Raw genomic sequence first — 24,633 nt, forward strand, 5'->3', positions numbered from 1 at the left:
AGGTCCGATGACTGTTCGCCCGATTGTAAGCTATCCGGATAAACGGCTACGCGCTGTTGCCGAGCCGATCACCCTGTTCGACAGCGCTTTGCAGGAACTGGGCACCGATCTTCTCGATACAATGCATGCAGCGCCGGGTATCGGCATAACGGCACCGCATATAGGCATATTGAAGCGTTTGGTGGTTTTGGAACTACAGACCGAGCCAAGCCCGAAATTCTATGTGAATCCGGAAATAGTCTGGGCTTCGGACGAAAAAACCCGTCATCAGGAAGGCAGCGTTTCGATGCCGGGCGTAGTCGACGACGTCGAGCGCCATGCCCGCATCAAAATTCGCTATCAAGATCTGAGTGGCACCGAGCAAACCGAGGAATCGGAAGGCTTGCTCGCCGTTTGCCATCAGCACGAAATAGACCAGCTCGATGGTATTTTCTGGATTCAGCGCCTTTCGCGATTGCGTCGAGACCGCCTCATCAAACGTTTTGAGAAATCGCAGCGCCAGAGATAGTTGGCGCTGCGAAATACACTCAATAGAGCAGACGGGCCCGGATTGTGCCGGGAATTTCGCGAATGGCTTGCAAAACCTTTTCGCTGGCCTCACCGACGCCGTCTGCTTCCATCACAAGATAACCCACTTCGCCATCGGTTTGCAGAAACTGACTGGCGATGTTGATGTTATGCGTCGAGAAAACATTCACGAGGCTGTTGAGGATGCCAGGGCGGTTTTCATGCACGTGCATGAAGCGCGTACCAGTGGGACGCGGCGGCAGTTGGACTTGCGGGAAGTTGACAGCGCCCAGCGTGGAACCGACATCGGAATATTCGACCAGTTTTCTGGTGACTTCCAAACCGATACGTTCCTGCGCTTCTTCTGTCGATCCGCCGATGTGCGGTGTGAGAATGACGTTCTCCAGCCCCTGAATCGGGGAGACAAACCTGTCGTTGTTGGAGGCTGGTTCAACCGGGAACACGTCAATGGCAGCGCCTGCAAGGTGACCTTCCTGCAGAACCTTCGCCAGAGCCTCCAGATCAACAACCGTACCGCGCGCATTGTTGATGAGAAAGGCTCCCTTCTTCATCTTGCGCAGTTTCGCTTCGGTAATCAGCTTCGAAGTCGACTTGTTGGACGGCACATGCAGGCTGACGACATCCGAAATCTTCAGCAGCTCATCGAGGCTCGCAGCCGGTTTGACATTGCCATATTGCAGCTTGTCGGAAGTATCGAAGTAGCGCACAGTCATGCCGAGGCTTTCGGCCAGATTGCCGACCTGCGAACCGATATTGCCATAACCGATGATACCAAGCGTCTTGCCGCGCACTTCGCGGCTGCCGTTTGCCGTCTTGTCCCAACCGCCTGCATGTGCGGAGACGGAGCGTGGGAAAATCCGGCGCATCAACATGATGATTTCGCCAATTACCAGTTCTGCGACTGAACGGGTATTCGAAAATGGTGCGTTGAAGACCGGAATGCCGCGCTTGCGCGCAGCTTTCAATTCAACCTGATTAGTTCCAACCGAGAAGCAACCGACTGCAATCAGGCGGTTAGCCGCGGCAAAAATCTCTTCAGTCAGCTGCGTCCGCGAACGAATTCCGACGATATGCGCAGACGAAATTGCTTCAATCAGATCGGCTTTATCCAGCGCCTTCGGCAGATGCGTGACATTGGTGTAACCGGAGGCTTTGAAGTAATCGACGGCCGTTTGATTGATGCCCTCCAGTAGAAGAACATTGATGCGGTCGCGTGCGAGAGAGAGACGTTCAGTCATTTTGAAGATTTCCAGGCTGTAACAGCAGATAGTCGGTTTACGACATGAATGAACGCACAGCCGTCGTCAACAGGATGGACTGAAAGATTTCACCCCGATTGCAGATTCGTGAAGAAAGTGAACGGAGCAGTGTCTTTTCAGAAACCTGGGCGGGCCTATCTGAATATCATGGCACATTACGAAAGCTTGCATTTGACTCATCTGCCAGCCGAGCCAAAGATGTCCTTAATGATAGCAACCAGAGGAATGCTCCCGATGAGTGAAACGATCACCCTTGATACGCATGAAGCCATTCGGGACTGGGTGGCCGCTCGTAATGGAAACCCGGCATTTGTCAGCACTTCCATAGATCCCGATGCTTTGCCCGTTTTGCGAATTGTCTTCGAGCCGGAATTCGTTGCCGATGTCGAACGGCCCTTGGATGCTGGTGGTCTTGAAGTCGTGGAATGGGAAGACTGGTTTCGCGTGTTCGATCAGGAAAAACTGGTCATGCTGGTAGCCCACTCAAAGCCGGGAAAGCTTGATAATTTCTACCAGATCCTCCCGTCCTGATCGCGATTTAGACAATCAGTTAATGCCTAGCAGGTGGGCCGGCTTCGAACCAGCCCGCCTGATTGACAATTCAGCTTTTCAGTTTCTTGCCGACGATTTCTGCGACCAGAGCCAGTGAAATGGCGCCCGCATCGGGATGACCAACACTCTTTTCAGCTAATGGTCTTGCTCGACCGAGTTTCGGAATAAGCGGAGCCGTCGCTTTCGCAGCCACCTTGGCGACTTCTGCGGCTTGTTTCCATGCATCAGCAAGTGGTTTGCCCGATGCAAATGCGCTTTCAAGCGTTTCCACGAACGGCACAAACGCATCCACCAATGTCTTGTCGCCGGGTTTCGCGCGGCCGAGGGTTGTTACGGCATCAAGCGCACGCCTGCCACCGCAAACGACTGCACCATCATCAATGTTGCCATTGTCGGAAAGCTCTGCACTCCACGAACGCAACAGAAGTCCCCACAGCACTCCGGATGTTCCTCCCGCCCGATCTGCCCAGGCATCGCCTGCAACAGCCAATACGCTTGCGGTTCCGGCCCCAGCCTTGACGGCCTGATCAGCTGCATCTTTTGCAGCTGCAGAGCCACGTCGCATGCCCTGACCGTGATCACCGTCGCCGGCGAAGGCATCGATGCGGCCCAGTTCTTCTTCAGCCTCGACCAACACGTCTGCGACGGCGTGCAAAATTCCCTGAATGCAAACGCCACCGGCACGCCCGGCTTCATCCGCCTTAGCAAAATCGGGGGCTGCATCCTCGTTGGCAATGACATCGTTCGCAGGCTCGACTGCGATCGCTTCGCCGCGACGTAGAACCGGAGTATCGCAAGCTGCTGTCCAGTAGCGCTCGAGTTCGCCATCGAGCCAAAGAAGGGTCAGTGAACAACCCTGCATATCAAGGCTGGTGACAAATTCACCCGCTTCCGGTGCTACAGTATCGAGACCGGCTTTTTCCAGCAGCGACGCAATCGCCGTCCACAGAACAAACAGTTCTTCGTATTTGGTCGCACCGAGGCCATTCAGGATAACACCAACTTTTTGCGTTCCTTTTGGACGTTCCGCCAGAAGTTTTTCCACCAGCAGGCTTGCCAGACCGGAGGCAGGCAGGATCGCCTCCTCCTTGATCCCCGGTTCGCCGTGAATGCCGAGACCAAGCGCCATCTGGCCTTCCGGTACGGTAAAGAGCGGGTGCGGTGCGCCCGGCAAGGTGCAGCCTTTGAAGGCAACGCCGAAGGAGACAGTGTTCGCGTTCGCGTGGCGTGACAGCCGTTCGACTTCGTCCAGTGACAGACCGGCTTCGGCAGCCGCACCCGCAATCTTGAACACAACCAGATCGCCAGCAATGCCGCGCCGCTTTTCGTGCATATCCGCCGGAGCGCTAGCCACATCGTCGGTTACGGGTACGATGCGGACATCAATACCTTCGGCACGCAGACGTTCGGCGGCAACACCGAAATTAAGAACGTCTCCGGCGTAATTGCCGAATCCCAGCAGAATACCGCCGCCCTTGTGCGCCTGTCGGCAGACGCGCGCCACTGCCGCAGTGGAAGGCGAAGCAAATACGTCACCAGCAACTGCGGCATCCGCCAAACCTGGCCCAACGTAACCAGCAAATGCCGGGTAATGACCCGAGCCACCTCCGACAACCACAGCAACTTTGCCTTGAGGCACCTTTGTGGAACGAACAACGCCGCCACGCACGTGGCGAACATAGCGGTTATAGATACTGGCAAACCCGGCAAGAGCGGTCGAGGCAAACTCCTCCGGCGCGTCGAAAATCGTCGTCATTGAAACAGTCCTTGGTCTGGGTCATTAGCCGCGTGGCAGGATGCGGCGCAGGTAGTCACGATTTGTAGCCGAAACGGAGAGCCCGTCGCCACCATAATGTTCGCATAAGAAGGGGCTGGCAAAACCGTGATCCAGCGCCATCCTGATAGCCGTACGATAATTGATGATCCCGCTTTCAAGGGGAGCTGGATGCGTGACGGTCACACCGGATGCTGGGTCTTCCGTACGGGTGTAATTCTTAACGTGCCAAAACTTTGCGTATGGCGCTACCTTCTCCATCATCTTCTGCCAATGTTCGACTGGACGGTGCAGACGGATGAGATTACCTAGATCGGCATTGATCCCGACATTGTTGAGCCCCACGTCCTCGACAAAACGGACCGAGCTGTCCGCGGTGCCGAGATAGGTATCCTCGTACATTTCAAGCGACAGCTCTATACCAAGCTCCTCCGCATGGCGACCGAGTTCACGAATTCGCACAACAGCCTTGTTCCACACAACCGGATCGTCCGGGTTCTTAGCACCATCGACCGTCCAGAACCACAATGCCTGTTTTTGAGCGTCCGTCAGCGGTTCGAAAAGCCCGAAGGAAACGCAGCTCGCGCCAATTTCCTTAGCGGTGTCGATAACCCTGTGACCATAAGCCAGATATTCGTCGCCGTGTTCTGCGTCGATCACGCTGCGTCGCGACGTCGAAATTGCAGGCATAGTAAAGCCGAGCGATTTGACGACCGCCATAAATTCACTGAGACGGACGGATGACAAGTCAGCCAGTCGCAGCCAGCTGTCAGTCGGATCGAGTTCGGTAAACCCTGCATCCGCAACGTCGGACAAAGTGCGGGCCCAATCTTCCGCCGACTGATCCTGCACCGAACTGCCATCTGGCAGCATATTGGGATACTGGATCATCGCTGCTGCAATTGGCCAGGTTTCGCGTGTCCATTTGGAAGTCGTCTGTTGCAACTTACATTCCTGTTCTTTTGCGTGATCCATCGACATCAGGCCACGTTGCCGTTACCGGAGGGAATTTCGGGTTTCCGGTTCCGCAGTTTGCCAATGCCCCAGAAGATGGCGGGTGAAACAAGCAGGAAGACGCCGAGCGTCATCAGCGATGCAACCAGGCCATTCGACCAGAATATCGAAAGCTGACCGCTGGACATCATCATCGACTGACGGAATGCATCTTCTGCCTTGTCTCCGAGAACCATGGCGAGAACCAATGGTGCCAGCGGATAGTCGAGTTTCTTGAAGATATAGCCCAGCACGCCAAATGCGATCACCAGCCAGACGTCGGTTATCGAGTTGGCGACCTGATAAGCGCCGGAGAAAATGACCGCGACAATGATCGGTCCGATGATCGAGAACGGCACGCGCAGAATAGATGCGTAGAGCGGCACGGTCGCAATCACCAGAATAACGGCGACGATATTACCGAGATACATGGATGCAATCAGTCCCCAAACAAAATCCGGGCGATCCGTAAACAATGTCGGGCCAGGAGTGAGCCCCCAGATCATCAGGCCGCCCATCATCACAGCAGCAGTAGCCGACCCCGGAACACCAAGTGCCAGCATGGGGAGAAGCGCAGATGTACCGGCAGAATGGTCAGCGGTTTCCGGAGCCACGATACCGCGCGGGTCCCCCTTGCCGAACTTCGATTTATCGCGGGCGGAACGACGAGCCACGCCATAGCTCATAAAGGATGCAGCCGTTGGCCCGGCGGGCGTTATGCCCATCCAGATACCGATCAGCGTTGAGCGTGCAAGCGTGAACCAGTAACGCGGTATCTCCAGTAGCGTACGCCCGATCTCGCCGAGGCGCACCCGTGCCTTGATTCCATCAAAACGCAGCCCCTCCTCCGTCGTCAGCAACAGTTCACCGATCCCGAACAGGCCCATCACTGCAATCAGAAAGGAGATACCCTTGATGAGTTCCGGTATTTCAAATGTCAGGCGCAAATTGCCGGAGATAGTGTCCATGCCCACCGAGGCAAAGGCAAAACCGATCATCATGGAAACGAGCGTCTTGAAGGGCGATTGAGCACCCATGGATATAAAGCTGGCGAAAGCCAGAAAATAAACAGCGAAATACTCTGGCGATGAAAATCGCAGTGCGAAATTGGCGACCCAGCTGGAGAGCAGTGTTATCATTACCACGCCGGCCAGCGCACCTATACCAGCCGAAACGAATGCCAGCGTCAGGGCGCGGCTCGCATGTCCGGCCTTCGCCATCGGATATCCATCGAAAGTAGTGGCAACGGACGAAGGCTCACCTGGAATATTGAACAGAATGGACGTCGTTGATCCGCCGAACAATGCCCCCCAATACATACAGGAAAGCAGAATAATCGCGGAAATGGGGTCCATCGTGAATGTCAGCGGCAAAAGCAGGGAAACGCCGTTGGGCGCACCCAATCCCGGCAGGACGCCAACAAGAATTCCAAGCGTCACGCCCAGCATCATCAGCAGAACATGATTGAAACTGAGTATGTGGGCGAAGCCATCCATCAGGAGACTGAAGTTTTCCATGTCTTTCCTCCAAAGACATCGGACTTTCCGGTATCAATAAATGCCGAAGAAAGCCTCGACCGGACCTTTAAGGAGCGGAACCTTGAAGCCGATTTCAAAAATGACGAAAAAGAAGAGAGAGACGGCAATACCGGCTGGCAATGAAGCCCACCACTTGTAGCGTCCCTGAAACATCATCGCTCCAGCGATGTAGAGTGCTGTGCCGACATAAAGTCCGAGAACCGCGGATATGGCAGCGAAGGCAACCAGCGGAAGAGCGAAACCGAGAACCGGTTTCAGCCGGGAGAGTTCAACAAATACTTCCCCGCTACCACGATGTTTTATAAATGCCACAGCGAGATTGACCGCACTTCCGAACATGATCAGCAGCCCGATGTAGAACGGGAAATACCCCGCATCCGGCCCCATTTCCGTCCAGCCTGTGCCAGCCTGTTGTGAGCCGTAACAAACCGCCGCCCCCAGCGCGCCGGTCAGGAGAGCAACGCCCGCTTCGATGACGAACCGGGAAACGCCGCCTTCACCTTTCTCACTCATGGGATGAGCTCCTTCGATGAATGGTGCAGACGCCATTGGCGCCTGCATGAATGCACAAAACGTCAGTTGGCAAGCCAACCTTCACGCTTCAACACGGCCGTTACCGCTGTTTCATCGCTCTTGATAAAGGATGAGAGTTCATTACCGCTCATATAGGCGGCAGATTGCGAACTATCGGCAAGATACTTCGCCCATTCTGGTGTCTCGGCAACCTTCTTGAGTACGCCTGCATAGTAATCAACGACGTCCTGATCGACACCTGCTGGAAGCCATACGGTGCGCGGCATGGAATAATTTTCGATAGCGATTCCTGCTTCCTTGCAGGTTGGAATGTCGTTCCACCCCATATCACCAGCAACCTTACCTTCGCCCTTGAGCTTTTCGCCCTTGAAGACGCAAAGCGGCTTCACCATGCCCGCCTGCCATTGACCGAGGTTCTCACTCGGATTGTTGACATTGGCCGCGATGTGCTCGCCCGCCAGCTGGACGGCGGCTTCACCACCGCTTTTGAACGGGATATAGCCGAGTTTAGAGCCCGTCGCATCGTTGATCATGGATGTCAAAATCTGGTCAACGTCCTTGGACTGGCTGCCACCAACCTTCATGCCCGCATCTTCTTTCGACTTGGCGATGAACTCCGCAGCTGTCTTGAAATCAGACTTTCCGTTGACCCAAAGAATGAATTCGTCCGATGCCAGTGCTGAAACTGGAACCAGATCCACCGACTTATAAGGAACCTTCGCGCGCACTGGCAAAAGATAGGCGTTGTTGGTACCGAAAGCGAGCTTGTATGGATCGCCCTTATAGCCAGCGGTATAGACAAAGCCTTCCGCTCCGCCTGCGCTGCCCTTGTTGGTGACGACGATTGGCGCGCTCATCAGGTCATACTTGCCGATGATCGACTGGATCGTACGCGCGAAAATATCCGTACCGCCGCCCGGTCCGGCAGTCACGACAAACTCCACGGGCCGTGTCGGCTCGAATGCCAAAGCGGATGATGCGATTACTGCCACTCCTGCTGCCAGGCAAGCAATGTGCAAAGACTTCTTCATGGTCTATCCTCCCAGTTAAGCGGCATGGGCCTCCCCCCATGCCGATAGTGTCAAAATGACGAAAATCAGGCAGCGTCTGAAAGTGCTGCTGCTCTTTTCGCCATTCGTGCCGCGAGCAGGATCGCTTCGCGCGTGGCTCCCACGTCGGCGATGCCCTTTCCAGCAATATCGTAGGCTGTTCCATGAGCGGGCGTGCAAAGCGGGAATGGCAATCCGCCCATCATTGTCACACCTTTGTCGAAGCCCATCAGCTTCATCGCGATCTGACCCTGATCGTGATACATGGTCAGCACCGCCTGAAAATCATCTTTCAGCGCACGCAGGAACACTGTGTCAGCCGGGAACGGACCATCGACGTCGAAACCCTTGGCCTTCGCTGCCCTTACTGCAGGCTCAATAATGTCGATTTCTTCCATGCCAAAGCTGCCGCCATCACCGGCATGTGGATTGAGCCCGGCCACCGCAATCTTCGGATTGTCGTATCCCGCTTTCTTCAGGCACACCCAAGCCAGTTCCAGCTCGGCGAGAATTCCTTCAACAGTCAAGGTCGAAGCTACATCCTTGAGCGGAATATGCGACGTCACGCGCGCGTTCCAGACTTTCTCCAGAACGTTGAACTCACGCACCTTACCTGTGAAGTTCAGCACATCGGCAACAAAGCGGATTTCGTCGTCGTAACCCGGATAGGCAAACCGCATCGCCTGCTTGTTGAACGGTGTAAAACAAACAGCCTGCGCATGTCCAGCATCGGCAAATTTCAGTGCGGTACGAAAGTTCTGGGTCGCGAAAGTTCCGCCAACCAGCGTGGCTTCGCTACGCACAACATCCTTCGGATCGAGATTTTTCAAGTCAACGAAGACGTGTTTGCCGACCGGCATGTTAGGCGCATTTTCGAGGTTAGCATCCTGCAGATCAAGCTTAACCCCTGCGATATACGCACCTTCGTCCAGAATGCGGCGATCACCGAAGACGATGATATGCGCTTCTTTTCTGACATCCGGCAAAGCGAGCAGACGGGCTGTCAGCTCCGGACTGACACCAGCTGGATCCCCCATTGCAAGCGCGATCACGCTCGGTTCAGCGCCAGTAACGGTCATTAGCATCCTCCTCGTCTGCATTCTGTATGCAGCATTCATAATATGGCCTTCCACGCAGCACAAGCATTTTGTATTCTGTATGCAGCATTTTATGTTGACGGTTGAAAGCAGGCCAGCCATCTTCGCCTCAGTTGGTGCGATGAGGATTCGAAACCACTCTTTGAGAAAAAGGCCGATGGACGAAATTCAGAAAACCGGGCAAGCCGACAACGGCTCACAAGCGTTCCGCCGCACTGCCTTGCACGATATGCTCGTCAACCATCTGCGCGACATGATTATCGAAGGGCAACTGGAGCCCGGCACGCGCCTGCATGAAGGCCAGCTCGGAGAACAACTCGGCGTGTCCCGGACACCGCTGCGTGAGGCGATCAAGTATCTGGCCAGCGAGGGACTCGTCGAGCTTGTTCCAAGCCGCGGTGCTGTTGTGAAACGGTTCAGTGCAGCTGATGTCAGGGACATGCTCACGGTCCTGCGTACTCTGGAAGAACTTGCTGGGAAACTCGCCTGCGAGCTTGCGACCGACAAGGAAATCGCCGAGGTTCGTTCGCTACACGATGAAATGATCGAACGCTACAAGCATGCTGACCGACTGCAATATTACAAACTGAACCAGCAGATTCATCTCGCCATCGTTCGCCTTGCCAAGAACCCCACGCTCGCTGACATTCACCAGATGCTGCAGACGAGATTAAAGCGGATCCGTTTCGTCGGCCACGAAGGCGCCGAGAAATGGGCGGCGGCTGTATCTGAGCACCAAGAAATGATCGAGGCGCTGGAAGCCCGCGATGCGACCCGACTGTCTGAAGTATTGGGACGCCATTTGACCAAGGCATGGGAGCGCGTACGCGACTCGATGTAAAGGCAATCAGGTGGGTAGTTCTATCTGTTTATCACTATCAGTCAGATTATCGTTTGATCGAAAACATCGGATGGTTCTAACTTAATGGAGCCGGATCGCGTTCTAAATCAGGACGAGATCATTTTCGCTTATCCGATGCATTGGTGCAGACTATGGAACTAAAATGGCTGGAAGATTTCGTCAGCCTCGCGGAACACAGGAGCTACTCCCGTGCTGCAGGTGACCGCAATATCACACAGTCCGCTCTCAGCAAGCGCATCAAGCAACTAGAAGACTGGGTTGGTCTGCCACTAATCGATCGCTCATCCAACCCAATAAGCCTGACAAAGGCCGGAGAATGCTTTCTTCCGCGGGCACAAGACGCTCTCGAAATGCTGCTCAGTGCTCGCAAGAGTGTCAGCGACGGCTACAGCGCAACGTGGGAGATCATTTCTTTCGCAACACTCAACACGCTGTCGCTCACATTCTTCCCGCATTGGATGGCACAGATTGAAGCTTCTGGGGCTTCATTCCGCGCTCGTTTTGCCGATCCGCATTCATCGTTCGTCGGTAATATCTCCACACTCGTCAGCGGGCATTGTGACTTCTTTCTGACTTATGCGCATCCGGCTGTTCCGCAGATGGACGATCTTGGCGGTTATCCGTTTTTGGCACTGGGCACCGAGAGGGTCATCCCTGTATCCGCTCCTGCGCCGAATGGACGGGCCCTGCATAGCCTGAAGGAAAAGTCGCTACCTATCGACTTCCTCAGCTATCGTGGCAACTCGTTCTTTTCTCTCGCACTGCCCTGGCTGTTTGAGAAACATCGTTTCGAATTGAACACGGTTTACGAAAACGGCATGTCTGTCGCACTCAAGGCAATGGCGGTCTCCGGACACGGTGTTGCATGGATACCGGAAAGCCTTGTCGACGATGAGTTGAAGCGTGGCGTGCTGGTCCGCGCCGGTGAAACAAACACCGATCTGTTGATCGAAATCCGTGTTTACCGAACCCCCCAATTCAGGAACAAACAGGCGGAACTCTTCTGGCGCCGCGCCTCACAACTGGTTTCCCAGAAAAGTGGCCACAACGCCGGAAGTCTTGCGCCGAGTTAAAACATCAAGGCTGCTTGAAAAGCGCCGCAACAGCTTTCAGGTTCTCTGCATCGTCAAGATCACGCAAATCCAAATAGATCTGATCCGCCGCCGGAATCGCCGCAGAACAATCCAGAAATTTTCGCGTCCGGTCATCGGCACTGAACGGTTGCTGCAGAGTACCGACGGCGAAACTGCGCGATGCCTGCAAAACACACCCGTTTTTCAGTGCAACAGTTGCGACATGCGGCAGCTTTTCCGCTGATACCCGTTCTTCCTCCATCGAATAACTTCGCATGGCGATAACATCGAGCAGTGGATCATCCCGGAAAGCACCCACAGCCTCTGGGGTGAAATCTGCTAGTGCCAGATGTCCCTGCCGCAGCGCGCGCGCGACGCAATATTGCATGGAGAAGCGTGCCTGCATCTGGTCGGCCGGCTGCATATAGGTAAGATTGCGATAGTTCGCGATCCCAACCAATGCATCTACAGCCACAACATCCTCGGGATCAAACCCGTGCTCTTCCTTAAGATCAAGCAATGAGTCGATGATCATATGAGTGGACCCACAGCAAGGATGCCGTTTCGGCATGACACCGGCCGTTTCAATCACATGCGCCTTATCGGTGAGGATATCATCGATATTCCAACCGAGACGTGAATCCCCAGCAAATAACTCACGAATACCCTGTTCACCTTCCAGAATGTCGTGCCGTGCCTCCATTCCAGCTTTTGCGAGCAATGCAGCCTCAACGGCATTGCGCGCGGCCATGCCTGCATGAAACGGCTTGATCAGCGTGCCGAACTGTCCTTTCGTGCCGGATGCGAAACTGGCAGCGATAGTGATCGCCTGTGTGGTCGTGTCGATGTCGAGACCGAGCATATGAGCCGTGGCGACAGCCGTGCCAATACTCCCCACGGTTGAGGTTCCGTGCCAGCCAGCTGTGTAATGTGCCTGTCCCAGGCCCTCGCCTACCAGCGCCTGCGCCTGCAGTCCTGCCAGATAGGCGTCGATCAGACGTCCCCCTGTGGTTTCATCTAGATCGGTCAGCGCCAGGATAGCGGGCACGATCACCGCCGAGGCATGGCTCATACCGGGCAGGAAATTATCGTCGAAATCGAGCGCATGCGCTGCTGTACCATTGACCAGCGCAGCGAACATCGGGCTGCCTGTTCCTCCCGCAACCAATAAAGCAGTTCCACCAGCGCTGAATTCTGCAAAGGCTTTCGCAACGCTTTGCGTGCTGTCGTCGTCACGACCTGCCAGCATACAGGCCAAGGTATCTAAAATGGCATCGCGCGCCAGTTCCCGCGCATTGGCACTCAACACTGGTTTTGCACATGCCGAAGCAATCGCGAGTGCGACTGTCATCTCCTTCTGCTGCATGACGTTACCCCTGAAAAGCATCAAGAATGAGCTTCAAAAGACGCCCGAACTTGTGTCGATTGAGCTGGCGCCCAGCAATGTCGGTATCCACGCGATGCACAATCACCATATCAAGCGCGGGCAATATGATGCAGAAATGGCCGCCAGCGCCGAAGCCTGCATAGCTGCCTTTCGGTGTCACCACACCGGGGAAGAACACACCGTCTCTCTCCAGCCACCACATATAGCCATAAGCGCCACGTGCACCAGCATGAGAGTAAGGCATCACACATTCCTGCGCCCACCCGTCAGGTAGAACGGATACACCGTTCCAGCGGCCATTGCGCAGATAAAGCTGGCCGAAGCGTGCCAGATCGCGTGTCGACAGACGGAACGGGTAGGCGGCGTGCCGGCTTTCCGTAAAGCGATCATGCCAGCCATCCGGCTTGTCACCATCCAGTCTGAAATCTTCAAGCCCGAGCGGTTTTGCGATACGCTCATCGAAAGCTTGGTGTACGGTCTTGCCGGCCAACTGCTCGAAAATAGTGCCGAGCGCATTGAAATCCCAGTTATTGTAACACCAGAAAGTACCCGGCGCATGGGAGTGGCGCTTTTCCTTGATCATCCGCATCCATGGCGTCTCGTAGCCCGCGGGATGATAAACGCCGGAACGCGCAGTCAGGAGATCATAAACCGTCGCCTGCTTCTCAACTTCGCTCAAGCCTTCATTGTCATCAATACCTAGCTGTTCCAGCGTCAGACTGAGATCAATGGTGCCATCAGCCACATCCTGCCCCATGAGTGCAGCAAGGATGCTCTTGCGAATGGAATGGCAGAGATATTTGTGTGTGATGTCACCATATGTGTGGACGATCTTGTTACCTTGGATGACCATCAACGCATCGGTTTCCTGTTGGTCCGCGTAAGCATCAACAGCACGAAGTCCAGCTTCCGACCAACCCGCCGCAGCAGGACTCTTCAAACGTTCCCATTCCTGTCCAGGATTGGCCACCGAATGATAGTTCATACCCGTATTTCCCTAGCCTGATTATGTGCGACGGCTTCCACGCTGGCCTGCAGAAATTCCTGCGTATATTCAGCCTTGGCGTGCAAATGACGAAGATCGTCTGCCGTCAGTTCTTCCAGAATGATGCCCTTGTGCATGACCCCGACACGCTCGCAGATATGGGCCACTACGGCGAGGTCATGCGAAACCATGAGATAGGTCAGATTGCGCTCGCGGCGCAGTACCTTGAGCAGATTGAGAATTTCCGCCTGCACGGAAACATCGAGCGCGGATGTCGGTTCATCGAGAAGCAGCACATCCGGCTCGATGATAAGCGCACGCGCTATTGCGACGCGCTGACGCTGACCACCGGACAATTCATGCGGATAGCGATAAAGGAAACTTGGGCCGAGACCGACCGCCTGCAATACGTCACGAATACGCTCGTCTTTGCGATCCATGTCGTGAATGGCAAGCGATTCCGCCAACACCTTGTGCACCTGCTTGCGCGGGTGCAGCGAAGCATAAGGGTCCTGAAACACCATCTGCACACGACGGAAAAACGCTTTGTCGCGCTCGCCGCCCATTTTCTGTTCATCAAAAACGAAATTGCCTTGATGGTGCGGGATGAGGCCTGCGAGAGCACGCAGGATCGTGGACTTGCCACAACCGGATTCACCGATCAGGCCATAAGCCTCACCGCGCTCGATATGAAATTTTACCTTCCTGACGACAGTGGCGTGCTTGCGCCCTTTGCCGAAGCTGATGGAAAGGTCCGAAACATCTACAAATGGAGAGTTGGCGGCATGTGTCATGAGTTTTCTCCCACCAGCGTCGGCTCGGTGAGCCAGCTTTTGTCGCGTTCGGGCACCTTTAGCATATCGACCGGCTGATCCAGCCGAGGAAGACTTGCCAGAAGCGCCTGCGTGTAGGGATGACGCGCCTTGTGCAGGTCCTTGGCCCGCAGATCTTCCATGATGCGCCCCGCATACATAACCAGTACCCGGTCGCAGAAGTCCGCCACCAGGTTGAGGTCATGGCTGATGAACATCAACCCAGTACCTGAACGGCTGACCAATTCATCGAGAACAGTCAAAACCTGACGCCGCACAGTCACGTCGAGCGCGGAGGTCGGTTCGTCAGCAATAATCATGTCCGGTTCAGGGATCAGCATCATTGCGATCATCACCCGCTGACCCATGCCACCGGAAATCTCATGCGGGAACAGACGCATGACACGCTCGGGATCGCGAATATGCACGGCCTCCAGCATGGCAATTGTCTTCTGTCGCGCCGCCGCCGATTTCACCCGATGGTGTAGCCGATAGGCTTCCATGATCTGATCACCGATACGGATCAGCGGGTTGAGCGAATATTTCGGGTCCTGAAGGATCATCGAAATGCGGTTGCCACGTACACCGCGCATCTGACGTTCGCTGGCCGACAGCAAGTCAATCTCGCCGAAACGCAGGCTCTTGGCACGAATTTGTGCCGCCTTTGGTGTCAGCTTGAGGATCGAGCGCCCAGTTATCGATTTGCCGGAGCCGGATTCGCCTACAATGCCAACCTTTTCGCGACCAATGGAAAAACTGATACCACGAACGACATCGATGTTGCGGTCAGCGCCGGGAAACGACACCCACAGATCGTCAACTTCAAGCAATGGTTTTGTCATCGATCTTATCCGTTTCTGGGGTCGAGAACGTCGCGCAAACCGTCGCCGAACAAGTTGAAGGCGAGGCTCGCGATCAAGATTGCAGTGCCGGGTACAGCAGCAAGCCACCACGAGGTCATCATGAATTCGCGACCACTGGAAAGCATCGCGCCCCATTCCGGGCTTGGCGGCTGTGCGCCAAGACCGAGAAAGCCAAGGCCGGCGGCCGTCAGAATGATCGAAGACATGTTGAGCGTAATACGGATCACCACCGACGGAATGCACATCGGCACGACATGTTTCGTAATCACCCGCATCGTGGAAGCCCCCTGCAGACGAATGGCGGCCACATAGTCAGACGAGCGGATGGTCAGTGTTTCGGCACGTGCAAGACGGGCTATCGGTGGCCATGCGGCGAGCGAAATGGCGATAACGGCATTTTCGATGCCTGGCCCAAGCGCTGCAGCAAAGGACAGCGCGAGCACGAGACTAGGAAAAGCAAGAAAGATATCGACAATACGCATCAGTGCCGTATCAACCCAGCCGCCCATATAGCCTGCGGTGGTGCCAACGACGAGACCAATAGGCGCAGCGATGACAGCAGTCAGCGTCACGATGTAAAGCGTGATGCGCGAGCCATAGACAAGGCGGCTGAAAATATCGCGCCCCAGTTCGTCCGTACCAAAGAAATGCCCCCATGACGGTGGTTGAAGCCGGTTAGCGAGATTGTTGGCACCAATGTCGTGCGTGGCGATTAGAGGCGCAAAAATAGCTACCAGTACCAAAAGCACGATTACGGCCAGACCGAACACGGCGGATGTATTGGCCATCAGCTTGAACCAGGAAAGGCGTAACTGCTGGATATTGGCCTGAAAGGCAGAAATAGGCACGGGGGCAGTCAGCCAACCCCGCAGAGAATTGGAAGCTTGGGCCGACGATGTGCTGGTGTGGGTGTTCATCGGCAGTGTCCTATCGTGTGCGAGGATCAAAAACGCGATACAGAAGATCGCTGATCAGGTTAATACCGACGAACAGGATGCCGACGATCAGCGTGCAGCCCACCACCGCGTTCATGTCACCCGCCAGAAGCGCATTGGTGAGATAGCGCCCAAAGCCCGGCCATGCGAACACCGTTTCGGTCAGCACCGCACCTTCCAGCAGGAACGCATAGGACAACGCCACCACCGTCACGACCTGAACCGCCACATTACGGAAGGCATGGCCCCAAACGGTACGCGCCCAGGACAGCCCCTTCACGCGCGCAGTGATAATATATTCCTGATTGAGCTGCTCGATCATGAAGCCACGCGTCATGCGGCTGATATAAGCCATGGAACCAAAAGCGAGGATCAGGGCCGGCATGATGATATGGCTTACAGCGTTCCAAAATGCATCCCACTGCCCCTGCATTGCGCTGTCGAGAAGCAAGAAGCCGGTCGTCGGTTCGACGGAATATTCGTAGATGAAGTCGATCCGCCCCGGCCCACCGATCCAACCCAACGTGGCATAGAAGATCAGCAGTGCCATCAGACCGAGCCAGAAGTTCGGCGTAGAATAGCCAAGCAAACTGACCATACGCACGGCATGGTCCAGCGGCGAATTGCGATACATGGCAGAGAAAACACCAAGCGGAATACCAAGCGTGGTGCCGATGACGATAGCCACGGTCGCCAGTTCGATGGTGGCTGGGAAGACGCGTGCAATATCTTCTAGTACCGGACGACCGGAAGTCAGCGCATTGCCAAAATCGAACATAAGCGCATTCTTGAGGTATAGGCCGTATTGCACGATCAACGGCTGGTCGAGACCCAACTTACGATACATCGTGTCATAGGCTTCTTGGGAAACATTGTCCCCCAGCATGGCAATAACCGGATCGAGCGGCAAAAGGCGGCTGATGAAAAAGGTTAGTGTGACCAGTCCCAGAAGCGTAATCGCCACTGAAATGATCAGGCGCACTGTGGCGGCGAGAAACTGAAGCACCGGACCGGCTTCCCTGTCGCGGTCCGCCTCCTCCACGTCTTCCATGATTTCGTGCGTCGTCATCTGCAAATTCCCGAAAGAGAAAAACGGGATGCCGGGCCAGGATCGCACTGCGAGCCACAAGCGGTCACACGGTCATCCATCGAAGCGAAGAACGCCCGGCGACTGTGAGGAAGCCACCGGGAACGCTATTCTCGCTATTTCGCGGCCAGATCGTAGTAGACGCGGAAGCCGTTCCAGCTCCAGTTCTTCATAGCCTTGTTAACGCCAGCGACATTATAGATCTGGAAAATGAAGGCGTGCGGCCCCTTCTCCATCATCTCCTTCTGCAGATCGATATACATCTGTTTGCGTTTGGCCTCGTCCTTCTCGAACAAAGCCGTGTCGACTTCCTTGTTTACGGCTTCGTTGAAGTAGCTCGCGCGCCAGCTCGGATACATGGTCTGCTTGGCCTCAGCTCGGTTATCAGGATTGAAAATCTGACGCGAAGCATTGCCATGCGCGTCCGGAACGGTGGTCTGCCAGCCCATCAGCGACGTCTGGAACTCACGACCGCGAATGCGGCTGAACAATTGCGCGTTGGCCATGCGTTCGATCTTGATCTTCACGCCGACCTTGGCGGCGGCATCCTGAATGCTTTGGGCAATCGGAGCCGCATAAGGCGCGGTACTGATAAACATCGTCGTCTCGAAGCCCTTCTCGTAACCGGCTTCCTTCAGTAGTTCACGAGCCTTTTCCACATCGAGTTTGAATGGCTGCCCTTCCTTCTCATCCAGTGCACCGAAAGCACCTAGCTGCACGAAGCTCGCACGCGGCACGCCGACATTGTTGATGACCGTCTTGCCGAGGCCCTCGTAATCAATGAGATAGCGCATCGCGAGCCGCACCTTTTCATTGGCGAAGATCGGATCGGCATTGTTGAAATTCCAATAGAACAGTGAAGGCTTTAGCGAGCGTGAAGCGGTCACCTTGTCCTGGGCTTCGAGATCGCGCAGGTCCTCCGGCGTCAGATCGCGAGCAATGTCTATGTCACCTTTTTCAAGCAGAAGCCGTTGAGTTCCCGCTTCTGAAACATGGCAGATCAGTACCTGTTTGAGCTTCGGTGCTTCTCCCCAGTAATTGTCGGTCGCCTGAAGGATAACCACTTCGGCGGGGTTCCACCGCATCAACTTGTAGGGGCCGACGCATTCTGACCGAGTGGCCAGATATTTGTTGCCCATGTCATTATCGACCTGGTTCTCCATCAACACCTTCTGATTAAGAAGGCTGGCAACCCGGTTGGCAGCGATCGCCGCCAGAATGAGGTTGACCGGATAGGGCTTGTCCAGCTTGAAAACGACCGTGTCGTCGTCAGGTGCCAAGATGGTTTGGTCCACATTGTCCTTGGTGAAACCATATTCTGTCAACGTCGCGGCATTGCCAAAACCCAGCTTGACCGCGCGCTGGAGCGACCAGGCCATATCGCCCGCCGTCGCCTTGTCGCCATTATCAAACTTCAGGTCATCGCGCATGTGGAACGTGATCTGCAGACCGTCCTGCGAGACGTCCCAGCTTTTGGCGAGTTGCGGCACGATCTTGGTCTCGTCAGCCGGATCGAAATCAACCATGGGGTCGCAGATATTCTGGATGATCTCGTTGGTAGCCGCCTCACCGATCTGTGCTGGGTCAAAAGTGCTGATAGCGTCGATGTTCCACGCCATGACAAGCGCGTTCGGTGGCGACGCGGCCTCAGCAGGGAACGTCGCAGCACTCATACCGGCGACAAGTGCGAGTGTTGTGGTACGGCGCAAGATGGTTGTCTTTTGTTTTTGCATTATTATCCCCTTTTATGGTTGAGCATTTTCGAAAGGTGCCGCGCGAGTCCGCGCGGCACGAAATGCAATTATTCAGCCAGTCAGTCTGCTGGACGCGGTTGGAGCGGCGGATTGACGTCTGGCGGGATCGGGCAGGTATAGGGCGTCTTTGCCGTACGAGCCTTGTGATCAGCCTTGGCGTCGTTCAGCGTTTTCTCGTTCTGAAGAACATCAAGTGCAGTGCCCGCCATCACCTTGGCGGCGTAGACCATGCCCTTATGCGCGGCTGGCATCTTGCCTTGTGCGGTGATCTGCCACGAATGACCGGGCGAGCCGATCGCATGTGTTGCCACGCGCGCCTGAACGGTCGGGACGACCCAGCTTACATCACCCAGATCGGTGGAGCCGATCATCGGCACGCCCTTCTGTTCACGTGGCAAGACGTAGTCGCAAAGAGGTTCATTTTCTGTCAGCGGCTGGCCGACGCGCAAATAATCGGTTTCAATGTCTTCCTTCGAAAGCGTTGCCTGAATCTTGGCTGCGAAGGCACGGTCCACATCGTCAAACGGCACACCGCCCAGACGTTCCATGTTCGAATGCATCGCGATTTCCAGCGGCGTATTACCAAGCAGGTTCGACACCGCGCTCATAATGGAGATGTTGACGGTCGTTTCCGTCATCATCGCAGCGCCTTCTGCAACCTTCTTCACCCGGTCGTTGAGAGCGAACATACCTGGAAGGTCGGTTGCGCGGATGGCGTAGCGCACCTTGGCTTTGGCTTGAACCACATTCGGCGCGATACCGCCCGCATTGAGATAGGCATAGTGAAGACGGCAATCAGAAGGGATGTGTTCGCGCAAATAATTGCAACCGACGCTCATCAGCTCCACCGCATCCAGAGCCGAGCGCCCCAGATGCGGTGCCGCGGCGGCGTGGGAGGCCCGTCCGGTAAACTCGAAATCCATGCGCGTATTGGCGAGCGACTGCGCGTCGTCTACCTGGGTGAACGAAGCAGGATGCCAGCAGATGGCAATGTCGACATCATCGAAAGCGCCAGCACGCGCCATGAACGACTTCGCCGCCCCACCTTCTTCCGCCGGGCAACCGTAATAGCGTACACGTCCCTTCTTGCCGGTCTGTTCCAGCCAGTCCTTAACCGCCGTCGCAGCCAAAATGGCGGCGGACCCCAGAAGATTGTGGCCGCAACCATGGCCATGTCCCGTACCAGGGATCGGACGGGGTTCCGCAATACCCGCTTCCTGGCTGAGGCCCGGAAGGGCATCGTATTCACCCAAGATTGCGATGACCGGTCCACCATCCCCGGCTTCACCCATCACGGCGGTGGGAATGCCCGCTACGTTCTCGGCAATACGGAACCCCTGTTCCTTCAACATTGCAGCATGCTCGGCACAGGACTTATATTCGGTATAAGCGATCTCCGGCATGCCCCAGACGCGGTCACTCAAGGCTTCAAAATCAGCCTTCTTCGCGTCCACCAGGTCCCAGATATCTTCACCATTCTTCACGGTGTTCTCTCCCAACAATGCTCTTAAAGATTCTCGTCAATGAAACGGGCCAGCGCGCCAAACACGCGGCGCCGATTTTCGATACGCGCGAAGCCATGGCCCTCATGCGGTACACGCAGATATTCGATCGGTTTGCCGAGGCCGCGCAGGCACGAATAAACCATCTCGCTTTCGCACGGCGTGACACGCGGGTCTTCCAGACCATGTGCGATCATCAATGGCGCGGCGATATTGCCTATGCGATTGATGGGCGAGAACCGCTCCAGGTCATCCCGCATGGTTTCGGCATCACCATATTCGATGGCGCGCAGTTCCTTGCGCCACGGTCCCGTTGTCTGCAGCAGAGTGAGAAAATTGGCGATCCCGTAATATTCGACACCAAGCTTCCACAGGTCGGGATATTCCGTCATGGCCGAGAGGACCATGAATCCACCATAAGACCGGCCAAACACGCCAATACGACTTTCATCTACGTCACTACGTGCTGCAACCGCCATGCGCACCGCTTTGAGATCGGCGACGCTGTCCATGCGTAGTTCACGGTCGTCGAGATGCTGGTAGTCGCGGCCATAACCGGTGCTGCCGCGAATATTTGGCGCGATGACCATGATGCCCCGTGCCAGCATGTACTGGATGTCCGCCCGGAAATCCGGCTTCCACTGGGCTTCAGGACCGCCATGCACAATGATCATAACTGGATAACCATCACGACCCGGTGCACGCTCCGGCTTGTAGACGAAATACGGAACGTCGAGACCGTCGAAACTTGCAACGCTCGTTACCGTTGGTTCCAGAAAGGCCGGCAATTTCACCTTGGCTTTCGGCGCATCTGTCAGGCGTGTAAAAACACCGCTTTCAACATCGCAGCGCCAGATATCGCCCGACGTCGCTGCACCTTCCACAGGCATGATCAACGACATGCCATCGGGCGTCCATGCAATCGAAGCAACGACCCCGACAACCGGCATCTCTAGCTGTTTCAGCACCATTCCGTCGCGACCGATCAGAAGCAAATCATTCCAGCCCTGACGGTTCAGGACGAGTGCTATTCTGTTTTGATGAGGTGAGATTGCGAGCGCTTCAACATCCTGACCTTCAAAAGCGGCGAGTTCGGTCAGCGGTGCCGCGTCATGCGGCTTGACCATGACCGAGAGATATTCGCGTTCCTGATCGGCAATCAACAGAATACCGGAGCCATCCTTGAAGAATTTCGGCCCCTGATAGCGCGCCCGGCCTTCATGCGGCAGAATGTTTTCATAGGCGTCTGTTTCGAGATCGAGGCGGCAGAGGTCCTGATCCGTCATGGCACGCTGGCAATCATTGACCAGAAGCGACTTGCCATCGGGCGCAAAAGCTGCGGGGCTGCGCCAACCGATACCCTCGTAGACGCATTTCGTCTCGCCCGTTGCAACGGTCATCACATGAATATCCATGTGCGAACGGTCGCGATAATTAGCGCCATAAGCGATCTGCGTGCCATCCGGTGACCAGCAGCCCCAGGCGTGCACAACCGTAGTATCGGTGGTGAGGAGGCGCGGCTCACCTTCGGCGTTTTCGATCAGCCAGAGCTGGTGACGCTCGTCGCCACCCCAGTCTGTAGTGATCAGCAGATCACGGTTCTTGGGATTGAAGGCAAGATTGCCGACCGGTTCCGGCAGATTGGTGAGCTGGCGTGGCTTGCCACCTGCAAGCGAGCGCGTCCAAACCTGTGCCGTACCGCTTTCATCGCTGAGATAGACCAGAAGTTCACCGTCCGGTGATACGGCGGGCTTCACCGCCTTGCAGATATCAATGTAGTGTGTCATCGAAAGCGATGTATCGGCGGTCCTTGTATCGAACATCGAATTGTCCTCAATTCCAAGCATTGATGAACTGGATTACACCAACTGCCGCGCCAGCCGGGCGGATGCAGCTGCCAGCGCATCGGCCATCGGGCCGATCGTCGACTGATGATTGGCAAGTGTGACGATGGTGAATCCGGCCTCCGGCCAGGCTTCCTTGAGTTTCCAGGCCGTCATCATCGGCGTCACCGTATCGTATCGCGCCTGCACGATTTCAGCCGGCAGGTGACGAATACGATCAATTCTCCCGATGAGATAATTCTCCGGCAAGAAAGCGCGGTTGATGCAATAGTGGGTAAAAATCCGTGATACGGCCAAGGCCGCTTCCGGCTTCAGAAGTTCGGAGACGTGGTTCGTGTCCGGTTCGAAGGTCTGCGTGCGCGCCGAAAATCCGCGCAGGCTCTGGGCCGCCGCCTGTTCTTGTACCGGATCACCAGACGTTAGCCGCGTATAGTAGGCGGCGAGCAGGTCGGCGCGCTCACTTTCCTGTACGAATTCGGCGAATTCCTGCCAGTGATCCGGGAAAATGGCACGGCAGCCATGGAACCACCAGTCAACATCCTCCTGCCCGCCCAGAAATATTCCGTGCAGCCGAAACCCGAGACAGTGCTGCGGATGCGCTATTCCATAGGCAAGCGAAAGACATGATCCCCAAGAGCCTCCGGCCACAAGCCAGCGCTTGATACCCAGTTTTTTGCGCAGGGTCTCCATGTCCGCGATCAGATGCTGTGTGGTGTTTTCAGCAATTTCCGCGATAGGGGTGGAACGGCCCGCACCGCGTTGATCGAAGGTAATGACACGATAAGTATTGAGATCGAAACTGGCAATCTGCTTGTCCGAGACACCTGCACCGGGACCGCCATGTAGAAAGACAGCTGGGATCCCTTTGGGATTGCCATATTCCAAAACGGAAAGTTCATGCAGATCACTGACCGGCAAGCGAAACTCCTGCACTGGTTGCGCAAGACTTGCCGCTCCACTGGCACCGCTTTGCGGCTCCATATTGTTGAATAGCTGCGCCTTTTCGTCAGAAGAGTAAATCTTCCCCTCCAGAACGCGCTTGGCTTCCGTCATTCATTTCCCCATTTTCGCGCTCATTTGAAAGGCGCACCAGTCATCATTATCCGAAGCTAATCTTCTTGCTTTTTCAAGAGCTTGAAGAAAATCCGAGGAGTGATCTCCCTTGACCGTCAATTTTGTTATTTGAAATTTATAGGCAGCAAATTTAGGCTTTGGCCAATGCAATTTTAGACTTGCCATTCCAATCTGGAATAGAAAAGCTGACGCTTGTTGAACAAGCCCTGTTAAAAACAGGCGAGCGCTTCGACCCTATCTATATATACCGGTATGAATCTCCCCGTCTGCACCGCACCAGGCACGATACATGCCGGGGCTGTTGAACGGCAGGCTGACATTGCCTTTGCGATCCACCGCAACAAGACCGCCGGAGCCACCGATTTCACCCAGCTCGCGGACAACCGCGCCAGCCGCCTCATTGAGCGATTGCCCTGCCCAGCGCATCCGTGCATCCACTTCGTGACCCACCACCCAGCGAATGAAATATTCTCCGTGACCTGTGGCGGAAAGCGCTACCGTCTCGTCATCCGCCCAGGTTCCAGCACCAATGACCGGGCTGTCACCAACGCGTCCCGGGGTCTTGGCGGTCATGCCGCCCGTGGAGGTAGCTGCCGCCAGATGACCGAAACGATCCAGCGCAACGGCCCCGACAGTGCCATGCTTGCGGGCAGGATCGCCATCATCGGCAGCACCACTGCGACGACGTGCCATTTCGTCATGCAAGGCCTTGCGACGCTGCTCCGTCGAGAACCACTCCGGCGCCATCATTTCCAGACCCGCAGCTTCGCAAAATCGCTTTGCCCCTTCGCCTGCAAAAAATACATGCTCGGTCTGCTCCATGACCGCACGCGCGGCCAGAACAGGATTGCGCGGCCCGCAAATTCCGGAGATGGCGCCGCATGCCCGTGTTGCACCATCCATGATGGCCGCATCCATCTCATGCGTTTCATCCGTCGTGAAAACAGCCCCATGACCAGCGTTGAAGAGCGGATTTTCTTCCAGAGCAATCACAGACGCCGTCACAGCATCAAGTGCTTTGCCACCTTTACGCAAGACATCCAGTCCAGCCTGCAGGCATTCACGCAGACCGGCATGATAGGCTGCTTCCTTCTCTGGCGTCATATTGGCTTTAAGAATGGTTCCAGCGCC

The 24,633-nt window shown here is 55.6% G+C and carries 22 protein-coding genes; 4 read left to right on the forward strand and 18 right to left on the reverse strand.

The window, feature by feature from the left end:
* The first annotated feature begins 7 nt into the window (after positions 1-7).
* Entirely contained in the window at positions 8-508 is a 501-nt protein-coding gene (locus AAE521_RS22950; protein WP_071633855.1) for a peptide deformylase, read from the forward strand.
* Between the two features lie 19 nt (positions 509-527).
* Here AAE521_RS22950 and serA read toward each other — a convergent pair whose 3' ends face one another.
* Entirely contained in the window at positions 528-1,766 is a 1,239-nt protein-coding gene (serA, locus tag AAE521_RS22955; protein WP_342062597.1) for a phosphoglycerate dehydrogenase, read from the reverse strand.
* A 255-nt stretch (positions 1,767-2,021) separates the two neighbouring features.
* On the opposite strand from serA, the gene AAE521_RS22960 reads away from it, so the two are divergent.
* Complete coding sequence (locus tag AAE521_RS22960) at positions 2,022-2,318, forward strand: hypothetical protein (RefSeq protein ID WP_071633872.1); 297 nt, start codon at positions 2,022-2,024, stop codon at positions 2,316-2,318.
* A 70-nt stretch (positions 2,319-2,388) separates the two neighbouring features.
* Here the strand turns inward: AAE521_RS22960 and AAE521_RS22965 are convergent, their stop codons facing one another.
* The 6 genes from AAE521_RS22965 to AAE521_RS22990 form a co-directional block, all read right to left on the reverse strand.
* Entirely contained in the window at positions 2,389-4,095 is a 1,707-nt protein-coding gene (locus AAE521_RS22965) for a dihydroxyacetone kinase family protein (RefSeq protein WP_342062598.1), read from the reverse strand.
* 24 nt (positions 4,096-4,119) lie between these two features.
* Positions 4,120-5,094, reverse strand: a complete 975-nt coding sequence (locus tag AAE521_RS22970) for a sugar phosphate isomerase/epimerase family protein (RefSeq protein ID WP_071633857.1) — start codon at positions 5,092-5,094, stop codon at positions 4,120-4,122.
* Positions 5,094-6,623, reverse strand: coding sequence for a tripartite tricarboxylate transporter permease (locus tag AAE521_RS22975; RefSeq protein ID WP_342062599.1), 1,530 nt, complete (start codon positions 6,621-6,623; stop codon positions 5,094-5,096). Before AAE521_RS22975 ends, AAE521_RS22970 begins: the two co-directional genes overlap by 1 nt.
* A 33-nt stretch (positions 6,624-6,656) precedes the next feature.
* On the reverse strand, positions 6,657-7,157 hold the full coding sequence (locus AAE521_RS22980) for a tripartite tricarboxylate transporter TctB family protein (RefSeq protein ID WP_071633873.1): 501 nt from the start codon (positions 7,155-7,157) through the stop codon (positions 6,657-6,659).
* A gap of 62 nt (positions 7,158-7,219) precedes the next feature.
* Positions 7,220-8,209: a Bug family tripartite tricarboxylate transporter substrate binding protein gene (locus AAE521_RS22985; protein WP_071633859.1), complete on the reverse strand. Its 990-nt coding sequence runs from the start codon at positions 8,207-8,209 to the stop codon at positions 7,220-7,222.
* 65 nt (positions 8,210-8,274) lie between these two features.
* A complete protein-coding gene (locus AAE521_RS22990) occupies positions 8,275-9,306 on the reverse strand; it encodes a 4-hydroxythreonine-4-phosphate dehydrogenase PdxA (protein WP_071633860.1) in 1,032 nt (343 codons plus the stop codon).
* Positions 9,307-9,481: 175 nt separating this feature from the next.
* On the opposite strand from AAE521_RS22990, the gene AAE521_RS22995 reads away from it, so the two are divergent.
* Positions 9,482-10,165, forward strand: coding sequence for a GntR family transcriptional regulator (locus AAE521_RS22995; RefSeq protein WP_071633861.1), 684 nt, complete (start codon positions 9,482-9,484; stop codon positions 10,163-10,165).
* Between the two features lie 152 nt (positions 10,166-10,317).
* Entirely contained in the window at positions 10,318-11,259 is a 942-nt protein-coding gene (locus AAE521_RS23000; RefSeq protein WP_071633862.1) for a LysR family transcriptional regulator, read from the forward strand.
* 4 nt (positions 11,260-11,263) lie between these two features.
* On the opposite strand, the gene AAE521_RS23005 is transcribed toward AAE521_RS23000, so the two are convergent.
* The 11 genes from AAE521_RS23005 to AAE521_RS23055 form a co-directional block, all read right to left on the reverse strand.
* Positions 11,264-12,625 carry an MmgE/PrpD family protein gene (locus tag AAE521_RS23005; RefSeq protein WP_342062600.1) on the reverse strand — a complete coding sequence of 454 codons (1,362 nt, stop codon included), beginning with the start codon at positions 12,623-12,625 and terminating at the stop codon, positions 11,264-11,266.
* 4 nt (positions 12,626-12,629) lie between these two features.
* Entirely contained in the window at positions 12,630-13,631 is a 1,002-nt protein-coding gene (locus AAE521_RS23010) for a serine hydrolase domain-containing protein (RefSeq protein WP_342062601.1), read from the reverse strand.
* Positions 13,628-14,425, reverse strand: coding sequence for an ABC transporter ATP-binding protein (locus tag AAE521_RS23015; RefSeq protein WP_071633864.1), 798 nt, complete (start codon positions 14,423-14,425; stop codon positions 13,628-13,630). The genes AAE521_RS23010 and AAE521_RS23015 overlap by 4 nt, the downstream gene beginning before the upstream one ends.
* The gene (locus tag AAE521_RS23020; protein WP_342062602.1) at positions 14,422-15,285 is read right to left on the reverse strand and encodes an ABC transporter ATP-binding protein; all 864 of its coding nucleotides are present in this window, start codon (positions 15,283-15,285) and stop codon (positions 14,422-14,424) included. The genes AAE521_RS23015 and AAE521_RS23020 overlap by 4 nt, the downstream gene beginning before the upstream one ends.
* 5 nt (positions 15,286-15,290) lie before the next feature.
* Positions 15,291-16,223, reverse strand: a complete 933-nt coding sequence (gene nikC / locus AAE521_RS23025) for a nickel transporter permease (protein WP_071633866.1) — start codon at positions 16,221-16,223, stop codon at positions 15,291-15,293.
* A gap of 10 nt (positions 16,224-16,233) precedes the next feature.
* Entirely contained in the window at positions 16,234-17,310 is a 1,077-nt protein-coding gene (locus tag AAE521_RS23030; protein WP_036578792.1) for an ABC transporter permease, read from the reverse strand.
* Positions 17,311-17,444: 134 nt separating this feature from the next.
* Entirely contained in the window at positions 17,445-19,061 is a 1,617-nt protein-coding gene (locus AAE521_RS23035; protein WP_342062603.1) for an ABC transporter substrate-binding protein, read from the reverse strand.
* Between the two features lie 80 nt (positions 19,062-19,141).
* Positions 19,142-20,566: a M20 family metallopeptidase gene (locus AAE521_RS23040; protein WP_342062604.1), complete on the reverse strand. Its 1,425-nt coding sequence runs from the start codon at positions 20,564-20,566 to the stop codon at positions 19,142-19,144.
* 23 nt (positions 20,567-20,589) lie between these two features.
* Positions 20,590-22,407: a S9 family peptidase gene (locus AAE521_RS23045; RefSeq protein WP_342062605.1), complete on the reverse strand. Its 1,818-nt coding sequence runs from the start codon at positions 22,405-22,407 to the stop codon at positions 20,590-20,592.
* A 36-nt stretch (positions 22,408-22,443) separates the two neighbouring features.
* Positions 22,444-23,481 (reverse strand): prolyl aminopeptidase, encoded by a 1,038-nt coding sequence (gene pip / locus AAE521_RS23050; protein WP_342062606.1) that lies wholly within the window; start codon positions 23,479-23,481, stop codon positions 22,444-22,446.
* 255 nt (positions 23,482-23,736) lie between these two features.
* Positions 23,737-24,633, reverse strand: an 897-nt coding sequence (locus tag AAE521_RS23055; RefSeq protein ID WP_342062607.1) for an isoaspartyl peptidase/L-asparaginase family protein, incomplete at its 5' end; no start/stop codon positions are given.

The sequence above is a fragment of the Brucella cytisi genome (assembly GCF_038433355.1).
Classification (GTDB): domain Bacteria; phylum Pseudomonadota; class Alphaproteobacteria; order Rhizobiales; family Rhizobiaceae; genus Brucella; species Brucella cytisi.